The 18,241-nt window shown below is 62.2% G+C and carries 13 protein-coding genes; 3 read left to right on the forward strand and 10 right to left on the reverse strand.

The annotated features are described in order from the left end of the window. Positions 1-2: 2 nt before the first annotated feature. Positions 3-263 (reverse strand): hypothetical protein, encoded by a 261-nt coding sequence (locus JJ896_02605; protein ID MBO6778522.1) that lies wholly within the window; start codon positions 261-263, stop codon positions 3-5. A gap of 56 nt (positions 264-319) precedes the next feature. On the opposite strand from JJ896_02605, the gene JJ896_02610 reads away from it, so the two are divergent. After that, a complete protein-coding gene (locus JJ896_02610; protein MBO6778523.1) occupies positions 320-1,114 on the forward strand; it encodes a thymidylate synthase in 795 nt (264 codons plus the stop codon). Next, a complete protein-coding gene (locus JJ896_02615) occupies positions 1,114-1,611 on the forward strand; it encodes a dihydrofolate reductase (GenBank protein MBO6778524.1) in 498 nt (165 codons plus the stop codon). The genes JJ896_02610 and JJ896_02615 overlap by 1 nt, the downstream gene beginning before the upstream one ends. A gap of 2 nt (positions 1,612-1,613) precedes the next feature. On the opposite strand, the gene JJ896_02620 is transcribed toward JJ896_02615, so the two are convergent. From JJ896_02620 to JJ896_02660, 9 genes are all read right to left on the reverse strand, one after another. Further along, positions 1,614-4,343 carry an ABC transporter permease gene (locus JJ896_02620; GenBank protein ID MBO6778525.1) on the reverse strand — a complete coding sequence of 910 codons (2,730 nt, stop codon included), beginning with the start codon at positions 4,341-4,343 and terminating at the stop codon, positions 1,614-1,616. Positions 4,344-4,346: 3 nt separating this feature from the next. Beyond that, a complete protein-coding gene (locus JJ896_02625; GenBank protein ID MBO6778526.1) occupies positions 4,347-4,703 on the reverse strand; it encodes a helix-turn-helix transcriptional regulator in 357 nt (118 codons plus the stop codon). A gap of 78 nt (positions 4,704-4,781) precedes the next feature. Then, entirely contained in the window at positions 4,782-6,077 is a 1,296-nt protein-coding gene (gene purB, locus JJ896_02630; GenBank protein MBO6778527.1) for an adenylosuccinate lyase, read from the reverse strand. 19 nt (positions 6,078-6,096) lie between these two features. Then, positions 6,097-6,708, reverse strand: a complete 612-nt coding sequence (locus tag JJ896_02635; GenBank protein MBO6778528.1) for a sigma-70 family RNA polymerase sigma factor — start codon at positions 6,706-6,708, stop codon at positions 6,097-6,099. 105 nt (positions 6,709-6,813) lie between these two features. Further along, positions 6,814-7,296 carry a hypothetical protein gene (locus JJ896_02640; GenBank protein ID MBO6778529.1) on the reverse strand — a complete coding sequence of 161 codons (483 nt, stop codon included), beginning with the start codon at positions 7,294-7,296 and terminating at the stop codon, positions 6,814-6,816. A gap of 255 nt (positions 7,297-7,551) precedes the next feature. Next, entirely contained in the window at positions 7,552-9,723 is a 2,172-nt protein-coding gene (locus tag JJ896_02645; protein ID MBO6778530.1) for a glutamine synthetase III, read from the reverse strand. Between the two features lie 38 nt (positions 9,724-9,761). Continuing rightward, positions 9,762-10,256 (reverse strand): Lrp/AsnC family transcriptional regulator, encoded by a 495-nt coding sequence (locus JJ896_02650; protein ID MBO6778531.1) that lies wholly within the window; start codon positions 10,254-10,256, stop codon positions 9,762-9,764. A gap of 263 nt (positions 10,257-10,519) precedes the next feature. After that, positions 10,520-12,520 carry a S9 family peptidase gene (locus JJ896_02655; GenBank protein MBO6778532.1) on the reverse strand — a complete coding sequence of 667 codons (2,001 nt, stop codon included), beginning with the start codon at positions 12,518-12,520 and terminating at the stop codon, positions 10,520-10,522. Positions 12,521-12,682: 162 nt separating this feature from the next. Next, on the reverse strand, positions 12,683-14,569 hold the full coding sequence (locus JJ896_02660; protein ID MBO6778533.1) for a T9SS type A sorting domain-containing protein: 1,887 nt from the start codon (positions 14,567-14,569) through the stop codon (positions 12,683-12,685). Positions 14,570-15,270: 701 nt separating this feature from the next. Here JJ896_02660 and JJ896_02665 point away from each other — a divergent pair. Next, positions 15,271-18,225: a right-handed parallel beta-helix repeat-containing protein gene (locus JJ896_02665; GenBank protein ID MBO6778534.1), complete on the forward strand. Its 2,955-nt coding sequence runs from the start codon at positions 15,271-15,273 to the stop codon at positions 18,223-18,225. Positions 18,226-18,241: the final 16 nt, after the last annotated feature.

The raw sequence follows: 18,241 nt of genomic DNA on the forward strand, positions 1-18,241 counted from the left end.
GCCTAGATCTTTTCCAGATCGATCGTGAGCCCTTCCGTCTCCAACTCGATGATCTGGTTCTCCGAGGTGAGGCGAAATTCCGTAATCGCCTCCGGCAGCATCTCTCGAGGGGTCTCCATCTGGAAGAGGGTATCAGCTACCACGTGCCAATCCTCGGTAGTCAAATGGACCTGCGCACGATCTCCCTCCCGCACGAATTGTGCATAATTCAGCACCTTGTTCAGGTGATTGATGCCTTGTTTCTGGTGGAGGTTGGGATCCATTTTGTGCATTCAGGTGTGAAGAGCCCTCACGCCCCGCGAACGCCAAAAGATCCCAAATGCGGCAATACCTCGACCTTCTGCGCCATGTGCGTGACCACGGCCTTCGGAAAACTGATCGCACGGGCACCGGCACTCTGAGCGTGTTTGGCCATCAGATGCGCTTCGACCTGTCCGAGGCATTCCCGCTGGTGACCACCAAGAAGGTCTACTTTCGCGGCCTGGCCGTGGAGATGTTGTGGTTCCTGCGAGGCGGCACCAACATCGACTACCTCAATGAACACCGGGTACACATCTGGGACCCTTGGGCGGATGAAGACGGCAACCTGGGGCCTGTGTACGGCAAGCAGTGGGTCAACTGGACGCGGCCCGACGGCTCAAGTGTGAACCAGATCGAGCGGGTGATCGATTCCATTCGCAACAACCCGGATTCGCGGCGCCACATCGTCAACGCCTGGAATGCCGGGGAGGTAGAGCAGATGGCGCTCCCGCCGTGCCACATGTTCTACCAGTTCTGGGTGGGCGATGGACGGCTCAGCTGCCAGCTATACGTGCGCTCCAATGACCTCTTCCTTGGCGCCCCGTTCAACATCGCTGAGTATGCGCTGCTCACCCACATGGTCGCCCAGCAGTGCGATCTCGATGTCGGTGAGCTCGTCTACACCATCGGCGACGCTCACATTTACCTCAACCATCTCGACCAGATTGAGGAGCAGTTGGCCCGCACGCCATATCCCCTGCCGCAACTGAAGATCAATTGCCGTCCCGCGAGCATCTTCGACTACGCATTTGAGGACTTCGAGCTGGTGGACTACCAGTACCACCCTGCCATCAAGGCCCCGGTGGCAGTGTGATGAACCGACCTGAGATCGTCATCGTTGCGGCGGTGGCGGAAAAAGACCGTCTCATCGGCAACGGAATGCAATTGCCCTGGCACATTCCGGAAGACCTGAAGCACTTCAAGAGACTGACGATGGGCAAGCCGATGGTCATGGGTCGCAAGACGTTTCAGAGTCTGGTGGAGCAATTCGGGGGGCCGCTACCGGGTCGGCGGCATCTTGTCGTAACCCGAAATTCCGACTACACAACAGACCAGGCTGACGTCTTCCACTCAATTGACGATGCGGTCGCTGCCGCGGGGGGTGCGCCGGAGCTGATCATCGCCGGAGGTGCGTCCATCTATGCGCACTTCCTGGACAAGGCGGACCGCATGGAATTGACCCTGGTCGAGGGCGACCATGATGGAGACACGTACTTCCCGAAGTACAACCACTTCATAGGGACACGCTACCGCATCGCCAATACGGACCGCCGAGACGGATTTCGCTTCATTACGTTCGTGCGCAGGTAGGCTTACTCGTACCTCAGTGCGGTCACCGGATTCGCGCGGGCGGCCCGAGAGGCCTGCCAGGCCACGGTCAGCACTGCGATAGCAAAGGCAAGCGCCCCGGAGATCAGAAACGGCACCAGTCCGATCTCTATGCGGAACGCGAACTCCTCCAGCCAGCGGTCTGCCCAGTACCACGCGAGCGGCCAGGCAATGACATTGGCCACCAGGACCCAACGGGTAAAGTCCCGGACAAGCAGGATCAGTACACTCTGCTCCGAGGCGCCCAGCGTTTTTCGGATCCCGATCTCCTTGGTGCGTCGCTGCGCCGCGTAGGCGGCCAGGCCGAGCAGCCCCAGGCATGCGATCAAGATGGCCAGGCCTGCGAAGAGCCTGAACAACACCGCGAGTCGCGCTTCGCTGCGATACCGGGAGGCGATCGCCTCATCCAGGAATGTGTATTCAAAGGGCGTCGCCGGAGCAAAGGTGGCCCAGAGTTCCTCCAGGGTCGCCAGGGCGGGTGCGGGATTGCCGGCCTCCAGACGCACCACCACGCTCGAGTTGGGGATGCTGTATGACGCGGACCGATGGTGGAAGAACGCGAAGGGGCGGATGGGCTGCTGCAGCGTGCGAAAGTTGAAGTCCCGCACCACCCCGATCACATCGAAGTCGCCAACGCCGGGATAGTGCACCGACCTCCCGAGCGGCATATCCCACCCGAACAGGGCAACGGCGGCCTCATTCAGGATGACCGCAGCCGAGTCGGCAGGTCGCCCTTCTTCGAACCCCCGGCCGGCGACCAGTTCAAGTCCCAGCGTTTCCAGGTACGCCTCGTCGACCATGTAGGAGGAGAGTTCGAACTGCTCCTCGCCGTGACCTTCCGCCTTGTAGTAGTCCTGAAATGCGAAATACGTGGGCACGCTGGTAGTCAGCGAAGCATGCGTCACCGATGCCTGCTGCAGCGCCGCCTGCCGGAAGGACTCAGCCCGTCCGCCCAGCCTGTCGTTCTCGTTGGATACTACAAGCAGGTGATCGCGGTCAAACCCCATGTCAGCCGTCTGGAACAGGTGCATCTGCTGCTGAACCAGCAGCGTGCAGACGATCAGGGTTATGGAAAGGGCAAACTGGAGCACCACCAGCCCATTGCGCAGCCGCTGCCCTGAACGCCCCGTGTTCAAGCGCCCTTTCAGGACCGCAATCGGTCGAAACCCGGACAGATAGAGCGCCGGGTAGGCACCTGTCAGCAACGTGACAAGTGCAGTCATCCCTAGCATGACCAGAAGCAGCTGCCAGCCTGCGAGCACGCCCAAATCGGGTGCCCGACCGGCGATCGAAGCAAAAGGGCCATAGAGGACCGCCGCCAGTCCAAGAGCCGTCAGCACCGCGAGAGCGCTCAGCGCCGCCGACTCGACCAGAAATTGCGTCACCAGCTCACCCCGTCGTGAGCCCAGGGCTTTTCTCACGCCCACTTCGCCAGCACGGCTCGCCGCTCTCGCGGTGGAGAGGTTGGTGGCATTCACACAGGCGATGAGCAGGATGAACAGGGCCACCACCGTAAGTATGTTCAACGTGCTGCGGCTACCGGACGGCCCGATCCGATTGCCGATCGCCGCCGAGCCCAGGTAAATGTCAGAGAGGGGCTGAAAAACAAAGTCCCAGTATCCGCCGGAGTCCACCAGCTCATCGTACGAGAAGCCGACCCGGGCGAACGCAGCCGGCGCGCGTTCCGCTACCAGTTCGGCCAGCCGAGCGCTCATGACGTCGAGCGATGCGGTCTCTTCGATGGTGACGTAGGTGACCACCTGCATCCAGATCCAGCTCCAGTCGAAATAGGCCACGTGCGGATGCGACGCCATCGACGTCACCATGTCGAACTGGATGTGGGACTTCTCGGGCGGATCGGCCACGACGCCAGTCACCTGGAAGTCGCTGGCGTAGGAGCCGGCAAAGCTGGTGCGGTCCTCACCAAGCGTCAGCATCTGACCTACGGGCGAGCTGCCCCCGAAATACTTGCGCGCCGCCGTCTCTGTCAGCACCACACTCTGCGGAGCCTGCAGCGCGGTTGCGGGGTCACCTTCAACAACCGGGAAGGAGAACACCTCAAAAAAGGTCGTGTCGACGGCCAGGATCCGGGATTCCGTGAAGAAGGCGTCCCCCCGACGCACAATCATGTCTGAGACCGGGTAGACGCGCACCGCGCCGGTGACGCCGGGGACTTGACTTACCATGGCGGCGGCCAGTGGAGGCGGCGTTCCGGAGCCGATTCCCTGCCTTCCGTTCCAGCTAAAGTCCCAGTTCAGCCGATAGATCTGCTCGGCGTGGTCGTGGAATCGGTCATAGCTGCGCTGATCCACCACGTAGAGCATGATCAGCAGGCAGCTCGCGAGCGCGATGGACAAGCCGCCCACATTCAGGGCCGAAAAGAATTTCTGCCGGCTGAGATTGCGTACCCCGATCGTGAGGTAATTGCGGATCATCACGGCCTTCCAGGCTGCTTCCCTGCGCAGACTTGTGCGCCGCTTGTGGGCACCGTATCGGACCTTGCGAAACTCCGATTCGAACTCGGTAGACGTGCCGAGGCGAGCCGCCGCCTGCCTGAAGGCCTCTCGCGGCTCGACCCCCTCCTGCATGAGTGCCTGCACGTGGTCCCGGAGATGCTCGGCAAGCTCGTCAAGATCATCGCGAGAGATAGACCGATTGGCCTTCAGGCCGTCGCGCCAGACCCGGATGGCCTTGTCCAGATCAAAGGTGTACATGGCCTATCCCGGAAGTGCCGCCAGGCGGTGTTCGAGTCCCCACAAGCGAGCCAGAATGGCGTCCACGGACAGCCACTGCCGCTTTTCGACAGCCAGCGCGGCCTCGCCGCGCGGCGTGATCGCGTAGTACTTGCGGCGGCGCCCCGTCTCGGCCTTGCGCCATTCGTACGTGATGAGTCGCTCGTCGCAAAGCCGGTGCAACACCGGATAGAGCGTGCCGTCCTTCCATGCCAGCTGCCCGTCCGACAGGTCGTGCACGCGCTGCAGAATGGCGTACCCGTAGGACTCGCCGCGAGAAAGAATCGAGAGCAGGATGGGCCTGGCAGAGGCACCCACCAGCTCCTTCGAAATCGGGGACATGGCTTATCTAGAAGTTCTAGGTATGCCTGCTATACCTTGAACTTCTAGATATGTTACAGTCGGGCCGCGCGGCTGCCCCTACCCCAGTCCTACTCGTTCGAAGATCTCGTCCACCCGCTGCAGGTGATACTCCACGTCGAACTCGGCAGCGATCTCATCGCCCGAGAGGTACTCTGCAATCTCCGGCGATGCGTCCACGAGATCCCGGAATGACCGCTTTTCGGTCCATGCTTTCATGGCCAGCGGCTGCACGGCGTCGTAGGCTTTTTCCCGGACCAGCCCCTTGTTGATCAGGGCGTTGAGCACACGCTGGCTGTTGTAGAGGCCGAACGTGCGCTCCATGTTCTCGCGCATGTTCTCCGGAAAAACGACCAGGTTGTCCATGAGTCGACCCTGGCGGTCGAGCGCGTAGTGCAGCACGGTGGTCGCGTCCGGCAGTATGACTCGCTCGGCGCTGGAGTGGCTGATATCCCGCTCGTGCCAGAGCGCCACGTTTTCGAACGCGGGGATCATGTAGCCGCGTAACAGGCGGGCACAACCGGTGATGTTCTCCGAGCCCACCGGATTCCGCTTGTGCGGCATGGAACTGGAGCCCTTCTGGCCTTTGCGGAATGCCTCTTCGACCTCGCGAACCTCGGATTTCTGGAGGCCGCGCACCTCCACCGCCATCTTCTCCATGGTGGCACCAATCAGGGCCAGCACGGACAGGTAGTGGGCATGTCGGTCCCGCTGCAACACTTGCGTGGAGATGGGCGCGGCCTCCAGGCCCAGCCGCTCACACGTGAGGCGCTCCACGTCGGTCGGCAGGTGGGCAAACGTGCCCACCGATCCCGAGATCTTGCCCACGCGCAAGTCCTCGGCCGCTGCCGTGAACCTCGCGCGATTGCGCCGCATTTCCGCGTAATAGAGTGCCATCTTCAGCCCGAACGTGGTAGGCTCCGCATGCACGCCGTGCGTGCGCCCCATCATCAGGGTGTACTTGTGTTCGCGGGCGCGTCTGGCCAGCACATCGATCATATGGTCGATGCGGTCCAGCAGAAGCGCATTGGCTTTCTTGAGCCGCACGGACCAGGCCGTATCCACCACATCGGAAGACGTGAGTCCGTAGTGCACCCATTTCCGCTCCGGACCCAGGGATTCGCTCACCGAGCGCGTGAAGGCAACCACGTCGTGCCGCGTGGTCTCTTCGATCTCGTGGATGCGTTCCACGTTGAAGGAGGCCTTCGCGTAGAGCTTCTCCACGTCTTCTGCCGGAATCACGCCCAATTGGCTCCATGCCCAGCAGGCAGCGAGTTCTACCTCCAGCCAGGCGTCGAATTGGGCCTCTTCGGTCCATAGCGCAGCCATCTCCGGCCGCGAGTATCGCTCGATCATGTCAGTCCGGGCCGCGCGATCAGATGGTGTCGCGCTGGTCCCTCAGGTGTTTGTAGAGCAGCGCGCGCGCCCTGAATATGTGCGCCTTTACCGTGCCCAGGGGCAGGTCCAGTTCTCGGGCGATTTCCTCGTAGGACTTCTCCTGCTGATGCCGCATCACGATCACGGTGTGATACTTCGGCGGCAGAGCGTCGATGGCCTCCTGGATGAGTTCGCGACGCTGATCCTGGACAATATGCCGGTCGGGCCGATAGTCCGTATCCGGGATTTCGTACTCCACTTCCCCATCCTTGGTCTGAATGGGGCGATCGATCGAGAACGTCTGCAGACGTTTCTTTCGCAGGTAGTCGATCGTGTGGTTAGTGGCAATCTTGTAGAGCCACGTCGAAAACGCATAGTCCGAGGAGTAGGACTTCAGCGCGGAAAACGCCTTGATGAAGCACTCCTGGACCAGGTCGTCGATCTCTGTGGAGCTCCGCACCATGCGCTGTACATGGCGCGTCAACGCACCCTTGTACTTCTCCATGAGCTCCTGGTAGGCACTCTGGCGCCCCGAGAGCGCGGCAGCCACCAACTCACGATCCTGCTCGCTGGACTGCGAGGGCGTGGTCTGGGGGTTCTTTCTGGCCATTCAGGGGTGGGTGCGGAACGAGCGCGGAAGATACAGGAACGCGGGCGGTCCAACGAACCCCTGCCGCCGCAGTTCTTTGCGATTCCGCAGTCGGTGCCGTGTCGGCTACTCAGCCTGGAAGTACACCTTGATCCTGCGCAGGAAAAACACCGGCTTCGAGGACGGCATGCGGATCCGGCTGATGTCCCGGCCATGAAGTACCAACCCACGCCGCAAGCGCTTGAACCAGGGCTCCAGGTGACCGCTGGCAATCACACTGCCCGCCGCATCCAGCGCCTCAATCGGCTCATCTCCACCCGGGAAACTGTAGTGCTCGTTGGCACGGTGACCGTGAATCACCACACGCTCTGCCCGTCGAGGCAGATGAATGATGGTGTCGGTGGCCTCTCCGTGATTGGAGGGAGTCAGGCCCAGCAGGGGACCGCACCATGCGAAGTGGGTGTTCTGGGTAAATCGCAGCCCCTCATAAACATCCAGACGCAGCGCGTCCCAGCCGCAATACCAGCGGTCAAAGGTGAATGTGTATTCGACCACCTCGCCTTCCCGCTCCCGGGAAAAGGCGCTCCCCACCACCGAATTCGGTCCCATTACTCCTCCTTTGACGGCGCCGCGACGCGGCACCCAGCATGATTGGTAGCTGTTCTTCGGGGGGGCGTTGATCTGGGTTGGACCTACCAAGTGGGTACGTCCCGGAATCCTGGAATAGGGATTCCAATGAGGGTATCGGCAGCTTGGGACTGGACTTAAGGCGTTTGCCGCAGCGAGCGACGAAAAACGCCCGCCCCCGGAGTGGGGACGGGCGTTTTCGGTTGTTCAGGCTGAGCGGCCCCGCTTCGGGTGGGCCTACTTAACCCAGAGAATCTCCCGGTAGGTCGGCAGCGGCCACAGGTCGTGGGCCACGACGGCCTCGAGCGCGTCTGCCGCGGCCCGGACTTCGTTCATCGCCGGGATGACGTTGTCCTTCATGTGCCAGGCCTTGTCGTGCACGGAGTCTCCGCCAAGCTCGACGTTCTGCGTGTGCAGCGCGTCCACGGCGTCGCAAAGCGCATCGACCTTGCCGGCCACATCACCCGCCACAGCCTTGATGCCCTTGCTCGCCGAACCGGCGCTCAGCTCGTTGAGATAGCGCACGCAAGCGGGCAGGATGTAGGTCTTTGCCAGGTACTCGGTCGTCTCGGCTTCGATGTTGATCTTGATGAAGTATTGCTCGACCAGGATCTCCTCACGGGCCCGCAGCTCCACCTCGCTCAGCACGTTGGCGCGCTCGAAGAGCTTGATGTTCTTCTCATCCAGCAGGTGATGGAGCGCGTCCATCGTCGTGCGCAGGTTGAGCAGACCACGCTCTTCGGCTTCGGCGTGCCACTCGTCCGAGTAGTTGTCGCCGCCGAAGATGATGGGCTTGGCACCCTTGATCACCTTCTTGATGACGGTGGCGACAGCCTCCTCGAAGACGGCCTTGTTCTTCTTCTTGCCGGCCAGCTCTGCCTCCAGCATATCGCCCATCTCGACAAGCGATTCGGCCACGATGACGTTCAGTACCTGGTTGCACCAGGAGATCGTCTGCGTCGAACCGACGGCGCGGAATTCGAACTTGTTGCCCGTGAAAGCAAACGGGCTGGTGCGGTTGCGGTCACCGGCGTGACGAGGCAGATTCGGCAGCACGGGAACGCCCAGGCCCATCAGGCCACCCTGCTTGGAGCTCTTGGCAGCGCCCTTCTCGAGCTGCTTGAAGACGTCCTCGAGCTGCTCGCCGAGGAAGATCGAGATGATGGCCGGCGGCGCCTCATTGGCCCCCAGTCGGTGGTCATTCCCGGAGGAAGCCACCGAAATGCGCAGAAGATCCTGATGCCTGTACACGGCGCGGATAACCGCCGAGCAGAAGAACAGGAACTGCATGTTGTCATGCGGATTGTCGCCCGGCTCGAGCAGGTTCATGCCCGTGTCGGTGGCCATCGACCAGTTGTTGTGCTTGCCGGAGCCGTTCACTCCTGCGAACGGCTTCTCGTGCAGCAGGCAAACCAGGCCGTGATGACGAGCCACGCGCTCCAGGGTCAGCATGATCAGCTGCTGGTGGTCCGCGGCCACGTTGGTATTCTCGAAGATCGGTGCGATCTCGTACTGGCCGGGAGCCACTTCATTGTGGCGGGTCTTTACCGGCACTCCCAGGCGGTAGAGTTCCTTTTCCGTCTCCAGCATGCAAGCCAGCACACGGTCGGGAATCGAGCCGAAGTAGTGGTCGTCCAGCTCCTGGCCACGCGGCGGCTTGGCGCCGAACAGCGTGCGGCCGGTGGTCACGATGTCGGGACGACGATAGTAGAATTCCTCATCGATCAGGAAGTACTCCTGCTCGGCACCGACCGTGGAGTAGACCTTGTGAAAGTCCCGGACTCCGAAGAGCTTCAGCACGCGCGAGGCCGCATCGTCCAGCGTGTGCATGGAGCGCAAGAGCGGCGTCTTGTGGTCCAGAGCCTCGCCCGTCCAGGACGCAAACGCCGTCGGAATGGCAAGGTAGGAGCCGTTCTTGTTCTCGATGATGAAGGCCGGCGACGTCGGGTCCCAGGCGGTGTAACCGCGGGCCTCAAACGTGGCGCGCACGCCGCCGGAAGGGAAGCTGGAAGCATCCGGCTCGCCCTGGATCAGATCCTTGCCGGAGAATTGGGCGATGGCCCCTCCGCCCTCGTTGGGCGTGATAAAGCTGTCGTGCTTCTCGGCCGTGAACCCGGTCAGCGGCTGGAACCAGTGCGTGAAGTGTGTGGCACCGCGTTCGACGGCCCATTCCTTCATCGCGAGAGCTACCGTGTCGGCAATGGTCGCGTCCAGGATGGCCCCTTTCTCGATGGTGGCCAGGATGGACTTGTAGACGGCCTTTGGAAGACGCGCCTGCATTTCGGTCAGTCCGAACGTGTTCTCGCCAAAGATGCGTTCGATGTCCATGGCGGATTTGGAGGACTTGCCGTTGCCGTTCACGTGTTTCGTGGCAGCAAGGACGTTGTAGTCGGCGAGTGTGCGACTCATGAGATCAGTGCGTGGTTCTGGCTTGCAGTGGGAATGGGTCAGACGGCCTCGGCCTCCTCGTGGGAGACGAGAACCATCGGAGTTGCTTTGAGGGCGCGCGTCTCCTTGTAGGTGGAGAGCACAATGCTTGAGGAGGTGCCGTGCACTCCCGGCATGCCCTGAATGGCGGACAACAGGAGCTCCAGGCTGGTGGTGTTGCGGGTCCGGACTTTCAGGATGTGGGATCCTTCACCGGTAATCGAGTGCAGCTCCTGGACCTCCGGCATGGAGGTGGCCCGCTCCACGAATCCCCGATAGTTGGACGAGCCGTCGACGTTGACGCGGATGAACGCCGTGATATCTACCTGCAGGCGCTTGGCATCAAGAACGGCGTGATAGCCCTTTATGACACCGCGCTCTTCCAGCTTGCGCATGCGGTCCGAAACCGAGGGCAGGGACATGCCGACATCCTCGGCAATGCGGTTGCGCTTCATCCTTCCGTGCTCCTGAAGCAGCTCCAGGATGCGTGCGTCTATTTCGTCGATTCGTTCCACGTATGCGGGCGTTGCCTTACAAATTTAGGCTGAAGGTAAAAACCAGAACTGACTTTCGAGTCCTTCAGTTGTCAACACCTAAGTCAACGAAACCGAATACGTGTGATTCCGCCGGTTTGGGCCGCTTTGTCCGTTCATCGGCATACTTTTTTCACAATTCAGGCCAAGGCCCTGAAAAGAATTAGGTCTTTCCGGGCCTTGGCCTTCATCTGAATCAGCCAACGCGGAGTGGCGCTACGCGCAGAGGCAGGGCTTGAGCCCGCTTAGTCGGTGTCGGCAGGCGGTCGGGACCCCTCCCGTTCCATGTGCTTCTCGAACCACGTAAGAATGCGCGGCGTCACGTCCATGAGCAGCTTGGGTTCGCGCGGCCCGTGAGGCGTGCGCGGATACACGACAAACTCCGTGTCCACGCCGAGGCGCTTGAGCGCCACGTAGAACTCCTGGCCCTGTGTGAATGGCACCCTCAGGTCATTGGCCCCGTGGATGACCTGTGTCGGCGTCACCACGTTCTTGATGCGGTACATGGCCGAGTGCTTTTCGTACGTCTCGTAGTCATCCCAGAACTCGCCCCCCATGTGGGCGGCCAGGTAGTCCGGGATGTCCGTCGTCGTGACCATGGAAATCAGGTTCGGCAGCCCTGCCCCCATCGAAGCGGCCTGGAAGCGATCGGTCTTGGTAACGGCAAACGACGTCATGTAGCCGCCGTAGCTCCAGCCCATGAGGAGCAGGCTGTCCGGGTGGGCCACACCCATGTCGAGTACATGGTCCACGCCCGACATCAGGTCCTCGAAGTCCCCGTAGCCCCAATCCATGATGTTGGCGTAGCGAAACTCCTTGCCGTAGCCGGTGGAACCACGCGGATTCGGGCGAAGAACGGCGTACCCGCGCTGCGCAAACACCTGCGTCATGTACAGCTGGCGACCTCCCGTGTAGGTCTGGGAAAAGACGCCCGCCGGGCCGCCATGTACCTGCAGGACCAGCGGGACCTCATCGCCCGCCGTATATCCGATGGGATACGTCAGCAGTCCTTCAATCTCGAGTCCGTCCGGGCTGGTCCAGCTCAGGAGTTCGGTGCGGCCGATCGGGGGAATCTCCAGGTGGCCGTTGGCATCGGACAGCCTGCGGGCTTCGTAGTCGGTGGTCGTGTCCACGAAGTACACATCCGCCGGCGTGTCCGGGTCCTGCATGACCATGGCCATGGCGGTCTGATTCGGCGTGAACGAGAACCCGCCGGCCACCACGTCCTCGGGGAGCAGCAGGCTGGGCTCGCTGCCGTCCACCGGCAGGCGGTACAGCGTGCGATACGTGCGCCTGGACTCCGATACGATGACGGCCGTGCCATCGACCATCCAGTCCAGCAAACCGGCGCTGCGGTTGTACGTGTGGGCGAGCGCGGTGACCTCGCCGCCGGTGGCCGGGACCGTGTAGACGTCCCCGAGTCCCACGCGCTCCACCTGTCCGCCGTCGCTGACGAATGCGATGGTCCGCCCGTCCGGCGAGAACCTCGGCGAGCGATCGGCACCCTCCCAGTCCACGACCAGCGTCACAGCGCCGGAGTCAGAAGGCACCGTGGATATGTCTCGTGTGATCGAGCTGTTGATGCGCGGGTCGGAGGCATGCGAAAACGCGATCGTGCTGCCGTCCGGGGACCAGTCGAATTCCGTGACGTGGAAATCGCCCTCGGTGATGCGTTGCGCGTCGTCGTCGGTTGCCGGGTCGGCATCCACCGTGTAGAGGTGGCTGTACTTGAAGTCCTGATCCACCAGAATGACATCGCGCTTTTCCTTCTTGCGCGCCTTGTCTTCTTCGGTGTCCGGGTCGCGGGCCGTGAAGGCCAGACGGGCGCCGTCCGGGGAGAATGCCCATGAGCCGACGCCCTGTTCGATGTCGGTGAGCTGCTGGGCCTCTCCGCCCATGATCGGCAGCAGCCAGACCTGGTTTTTTCCGCTGCGGGAAGTCGAGAAGGCGATGGCGCCTCCGTCCGGAGTGAAGGTCGGATTGCCGGTGGACTTGTCGCCGAACGTGAACTGCCGGTTCCACGACCCGTCAGACGCCGCCACCCAGATATGGGTGAGGTACTCGGACTTCTCGCCCTCCATGAGGGCCTCGGAAATGGTGTAGGCCACCAGGGAGCCGTCAGGACTGATTTCCGGGCTGCCGACGTTGTGGAATTGCATCCCGAATTCGGGGGTCCACACCTGGTCCTGAGCGGACAGGGGAAGGGCGATGGCAAACGCGGCCATCGCGAGGGTAACGCGCTTCATGGCGGGAGGAAGTGGTGGGAGTGCCTAACGATAGGCGGGGCGGGTGTGGTGGTGCAAGCGTCGGCGAAGGGGAGCGGCGGGCCTCTCTGTGGAGGTCGCGAATTGGCTGACCAGTGGGGTGTGAGTACGACAGTTAGGAGTATCGCATGATCGCCACAGGACTCATTGCTTCAGGACGGTCTTGGTACAGACGGTTTGGGCGCTTATGGTCTCGATCCGGATGAGGTACAAGCCTGGTGGACTTTCGGAGAGGTCGATTGAGGGACCGTTCCAGGTTCCGTAGCGGCGACCCGTGGAGTCGTAGAGACTGATTCGGCCTATCCGGCCAGCCGTACCCGAGAGCCACACCGAGTCGCTCGTAGGATTCGGATATAGCTCGAATTGACACGTGGAGGCCGGTTGCGGATGAACGTCCGTTCCAGTCGCTGCCGGTGTCTCGAAAGCGCCGACATCCACTTGCGCGCCCAGAATTCTGGGATTGCCATTCAGGTCAAGTGGGATGGCCTCGTCGATGTCGCCGTCCGAGTCTAGATCGGCGACATCAGAAGGAATAAGGCCATTACTCCCCCAGTCGAGGCCTGCTGAATGGCTGTTTGGCGTGTAGTCATCGTCCAGGGTCCCAGGCAGACCGTCCCTGCCTATCGCGGCCGGAAAACCAACGCGGGCAAATCTGACGGGCCCGATAGGTCGAACCTGCCCAAGATTGGGCTCATCGTGGACCACGTAGGCCAACTCGGTCGAATCACTGAGGACGGTATCCATCTCGAATGTCAGGTCGTGCTGAGTGATTGAACCGTTCCCCTGAAGTATCGAATTGTGCAACGTGACCTTCCCGCCTGTGGACGAGATCACATCGCCGGGATACCGGGCCGAGTTGCCAACAAATGTTGTGTTTGCGACATCCAACGAGGCGTACGCCACGGAGATGGCGCCAGCACCATGACTGAAAGAGCAATCAGCCCAAGCAGTGTTGGAAGCGAACAGCGAGTTGTGAGCGGACACCGCGGAGAACTCCCCGATCGCAACTGCACCCCCGTTGCAGGTTGCCTGGTTCGAGATGAATCGAACGGAAATCAGGGTAACCGAGCCATTGACCAGTATGGCGCCACCGTTGAAGGCCTGGTTTCCGACGAAGGCTGACCGTGAAACAGTTGCCGGCCCGGCGGCGATATACAACCCTCCTCCCCCCTCCTCGGCAACGTTTCCGATGAACTCAGCATCTGAGATGGTGATGGGACCGGATACCCCGATGGAGCCTCTCTGGGCAGATCGATTCCGGATGGCGGTCAGCCCATCCACGTCACACTCCGAAAGAAAGGCGGCCCGAAAGCCCGCGTTGGCGACGATGGAGACGTTTCGCAGGATGCAAGGGGCTTGCACCAGCACCGCTGTATCATTTTGACTGGTCCCAACGCCTCCGGTAATCGTCAAACGATCCAACAGCGACGGAAAGCCCTCCGCTCCGATGAGTCGCAGCACGCGTGGTGCGTTGTCCGTAAATGCGGCTTCCGCAGGGTCAGGGACGACGCCATTGGGATCGTTCTCACCGAGGTCACCAGTTAACACGGTTGCCTCTGGCCCCAGTACTCGGTCTGAAGAATCCGCTTCCGTACCGCTGAAGCCGCCCAACAGGGACACGCCCGCGGTTGGCTCGAACAGCGCAGTCCGGTCGCCTTCAGCTATTCCAAACCCTTGGTCGACCCGGTACTCGCCCTCGGCGATCCAAACCTGCCCCCCGGGTTCCGCGATGGCCAGCGCGTCCTGAAGCGAGACGAATGCGTCCCTCCATGAGCTACCATCGCTGGCTCCTGTGGCGTCGCGGTCCACGTAGACCACGCCCTGCCCAAGGGCAAGATTCGGGATCAGTGAAGCCAGAATGATCAGCAGGCACCCCGCTGGGGCGGAGCTGGTGGCTAAGTCGACCCCTGTCGTGTCAGCCTTTTGAAGCAGGGCTGGTTGGATGCTCGTGTTCTTCTTCAGCCTGGACCTCCCGGGGGCTTGCCTGAGTCGGACCGTAGACTTTGCCGATTCTCCAATCCGTGCCGCCACGGGAGTTCCGCTGTGAACCCCATCGCGAGGGTAACGCGCTTCATGGCGGGAGGAAGTGGTGGGAGTGGCTAACGATAGGCGGGGCGGGTGTGGTGGTGCAAGGGGCCGGGGGCGTCTGGCGTGGCGTGGTCGGCGTTGCCAGCGACCGCGCGCGCCTGGCGTGGTCGCGATGCGCTCCCCGGCGCTCCCCGGCGGCCTGGCTGGACGTCCGCCAGGCCGGCAAGGTGGAAAAGCGGCATCCGGTTCCACGTTCGACCCCGCCGGCGGGACCCGGAGGTGTAATCGGGGGCCGGATTCCACTCCCGGCCGATTCAGCGGGACTGCCATATGGAGAATCGGCCCCGGATTCCATGTTCGGCTCCCACGGGCACGCCGGTGGCCGCATTCCACGTCCGACTCCGACTTGCGCACCCGGGCCGCATTCCACGTCCGACTCCGACTTGCGCACCGGGGTCGGATTCCATGTTCGGCGCCGCCCCGCACGCCGGCCCCCCGCATTCCACGTCCGACTCCGACTTGCGCACCGGGGCCGGATTCCACGTCCGGCTCCTCCCGGCACGCCGACTGGCGTCCCATCGGGCGGTCCCGGCGCTGCGTGCACGGACCGTATCCCCTCACCCGCAATTAGCGGAAGATTACCCTCAACCCGATACTTTCCGGGCCTATGTTGCGGCTGGCGTAGTAGTCGTTTGAAAGTTGCATTGCGTTTGTTAGTCGCCGGGGTTTTGGCGCTGTTTTCCGCCATCCCCACCTTCGGCCAGTTCACCACGGGACGTGTTGCGCTTGTGGACGCTTCCGGCCTCGAGGTCATCACCTACGAGGATGGAGACCAAGCACACGTACGGGTCATTGATGCGGACCGCAATCTTGACGATGCGGAGACGGACTCCATCGTGGTGGAGTTGTACAGCTCCTCGGTGTCGCCCCGGCAGGCCACGCTCATGGAAACCGAACCGGATTCGGGTACCTTCGAGGGTGAGGCCGAACTCACGGATTTCATGCTCGGCGAACGGGTCCGGGTCCGATATGACGACCCCGCCGACAGTTTTGGCAACGCCCGGACAATTCGGGACTCCGCGCACTATGGAGCGACCCTGATCTCGGGAGCGATCGGACAGGACACCACCTGGACGACCGATGCCCTGCCCATCGTAGTAACGGGAGACATTCTGGTACCGGCCGACTTCACCCTGACCGTTGACCCGGGTGTCGAGGTGCTTTTTCTCCCGCTGACTGACTCGATGTCTGCAGGCCAGGACAGTCTGCGCCTGGACGTATCGGTCCATGGGGGCCTCGTACTGAGAGGCACCGAGTCCGAGCCCATCCGATTCGCCTCCGACAGCGAACTGCCCGAGCCGGGCGACTGGTACGGCATTCTGCTCGCAGACTCGCTGGCCACCGTCGAAGTCGACCATGTGATCTTCGAGCATGCACGGTACGGTCTGTTCCTGCAGAGCTTCTTCGACACCCCGAGCGATACGGTCCGGGTATCCAACTCCACGTTCCGCCTGCTGGAAGAGACGGGACTGCACAGCCGCTACAGCAGAAGGCATCTGGAAGTCAGCGGCAACCGATTCCAGGATCTCGGAGGCTCCGGTGTGCGCGTTGAAATCGGATATTCCGAGGCAACCGGCACTCTCACCGAAAACGAATTCCACCGGTTGGGCGGGCCTGCAATCAGCATCGACCGGGCCGCACGGTATCGCATCGAAGGAAACGTGATATCGGGCTCCGGTGGCACGGGCATCCATACGTCGCAAGTGGACACGTTGCTGGTTCACGGCACGAGGCTATCGGACAACGCCGGGGGCATCTATCTGGACCGCGTCTCGGTTGGCACTGTGCGGGCCAACCGCATCGAAGCAAATCGCGGCTGGGGACTCAGACTGGTGCGGAGCCAGGCCATGGTGGACAGCAATCTGGTTCTCAACAATGCCACCGAAGGCTGGGCAGGCGGCATCTACGTCTACACCGATCTGCAGCATCCTGCCGTGGACTCGTTGCTCTACAATGAGGTCACCGGCAACGGGGGCGAAGGAATCCACAATGACGGCCGCGGCCAGACTGTGGCACACTTCAACAACGTGCACTCCAACACGGAATTCGACTTTCGGAACGACGCATCGGCCTGGGACGAAATCGACGCCCGCTTCAACTGGTGGGGCCGGGAGACCACGCTGGAGATCTCCGAGCTGGGCTTCAATCCGAAGAATCTCCTGCGCGTCTTTGACGTGTTTGACAACCAGGAGAGTGGCCTGCTAAACTACTCCGGCTGGCTGCTGGAGAATTACCTGCACGAGGACAGTGTACGGGTAGTCAGACCGGGCGCGACCGACGTCTGGCGCGCCGGCACCTCGGAGCTCATCGTCTGGAACCGGCCCGCCGACGACTCCCTCCTGATGGACATCGTGCTCCTTCTGCCCAACGGTGAGGAGGAGATTATTGCGAGCGATGTGCAAGCGCAGGCGGGATCGTATCAGTGGCAAATCGACCCCGCCACCCCGGGAGGGTTCACGTACGAACTGATTCTCCGGGCGGCATCGACAACCCGGGAGCTCCACAGAAGCCCTCTCTTCGGCATTCTTCCGGCGACGTCCTCCAGGACCGTCGCCCTGCAATCCGGATGGAATCTGGTTGGCGTTCCGCACGCCGGCCCTCGACAGGCATCTATGTTCGGGCCCGGGATTCGGGCGATGGGCTATTCCTCGGTATTCTCGGAGGTGGGTGCCCTCGAGCCGGGCGCGGGCTATTGGTTGCACGCAGACTCTACGCTTTCCGTGACCATGGAAGGCCCGTCTTTGCCACCGTTCCGGCTCCCGGTCCGCCGTGGATGGAATCTGTTCTCGGGACCGTCGTGTGAGCAGGCCGCCGTGGTGGATGACCTGGGCGTTCTGGTGCCCGGTTCACTTCGCGACTTTGACGGACATCTGCGTCCGGCATCCATGCTGCGTCCCGGCAGAGGATACTGGTTGCAGGCAACCGCGCCGGGAAGCGTGGCCATTCAATGCGAGAGCACCGATCCGGCGCCAACTCCGAACCCTCCGGAGGGTTATTCCACCCTGGAGGTGACCTCGGCCGGCATTACGACCCGGATCTACCTGGGTCATGCGGCGGAAAGCCCGGCCGGCTGGATGCAGCCCCCGCTGCCGGCCTCGGATATGTTCGATGTTCGGCTCAGCTCCGGCGGCCTCGTCCACCGATGGGCCGACGGCCGCGCAACCGTTCAGCTTCAAGGAATCGGGCACGAGGTGCGGCTGCTCTGGCACGGGAGCGAGCCACTCAGCTGGACCTCTGCCCTGGATGTACAGTCCCTGATGCCGGGTCAAACCGTCACCGTGAGTGGAACTGCAACGGCCGAGCTGAGCCCGACGAGTTCTACGGGGCTCACTTCCGTGCCGGATGCCTTCGAGGCCTCCTTGCCGTACCCGAATCCCTCGTCCGGCACGTTCACGATCGACCTCAGGCTGCCCGCCAGCCGCCCCGTGACGCTTGAGTTGTTCGATCTCCTGGGTAGACGGGTGGACCGGATGAACCTAATCCTTTCTGCAGGCGTCCGGGAAGTCGAGTTCGGCGCCGGGCGGCGCTCCGGGGTATACCTGTACCGGCTCCAGGTCGGTGATCAGACCACGACCGGATCCGTCGTCGTGGCTCGCTGATATCCCGCCTCGCAAG

This window comes from Rhodothermales bacterium, from assembly GCA_017643395.1.
In the GTDB taxonomy this organism is placed as follows: Bacteria; Bacteroidota; Rhodothermia; order Rhodothermales; family UBA10348; genus JABDJZ01.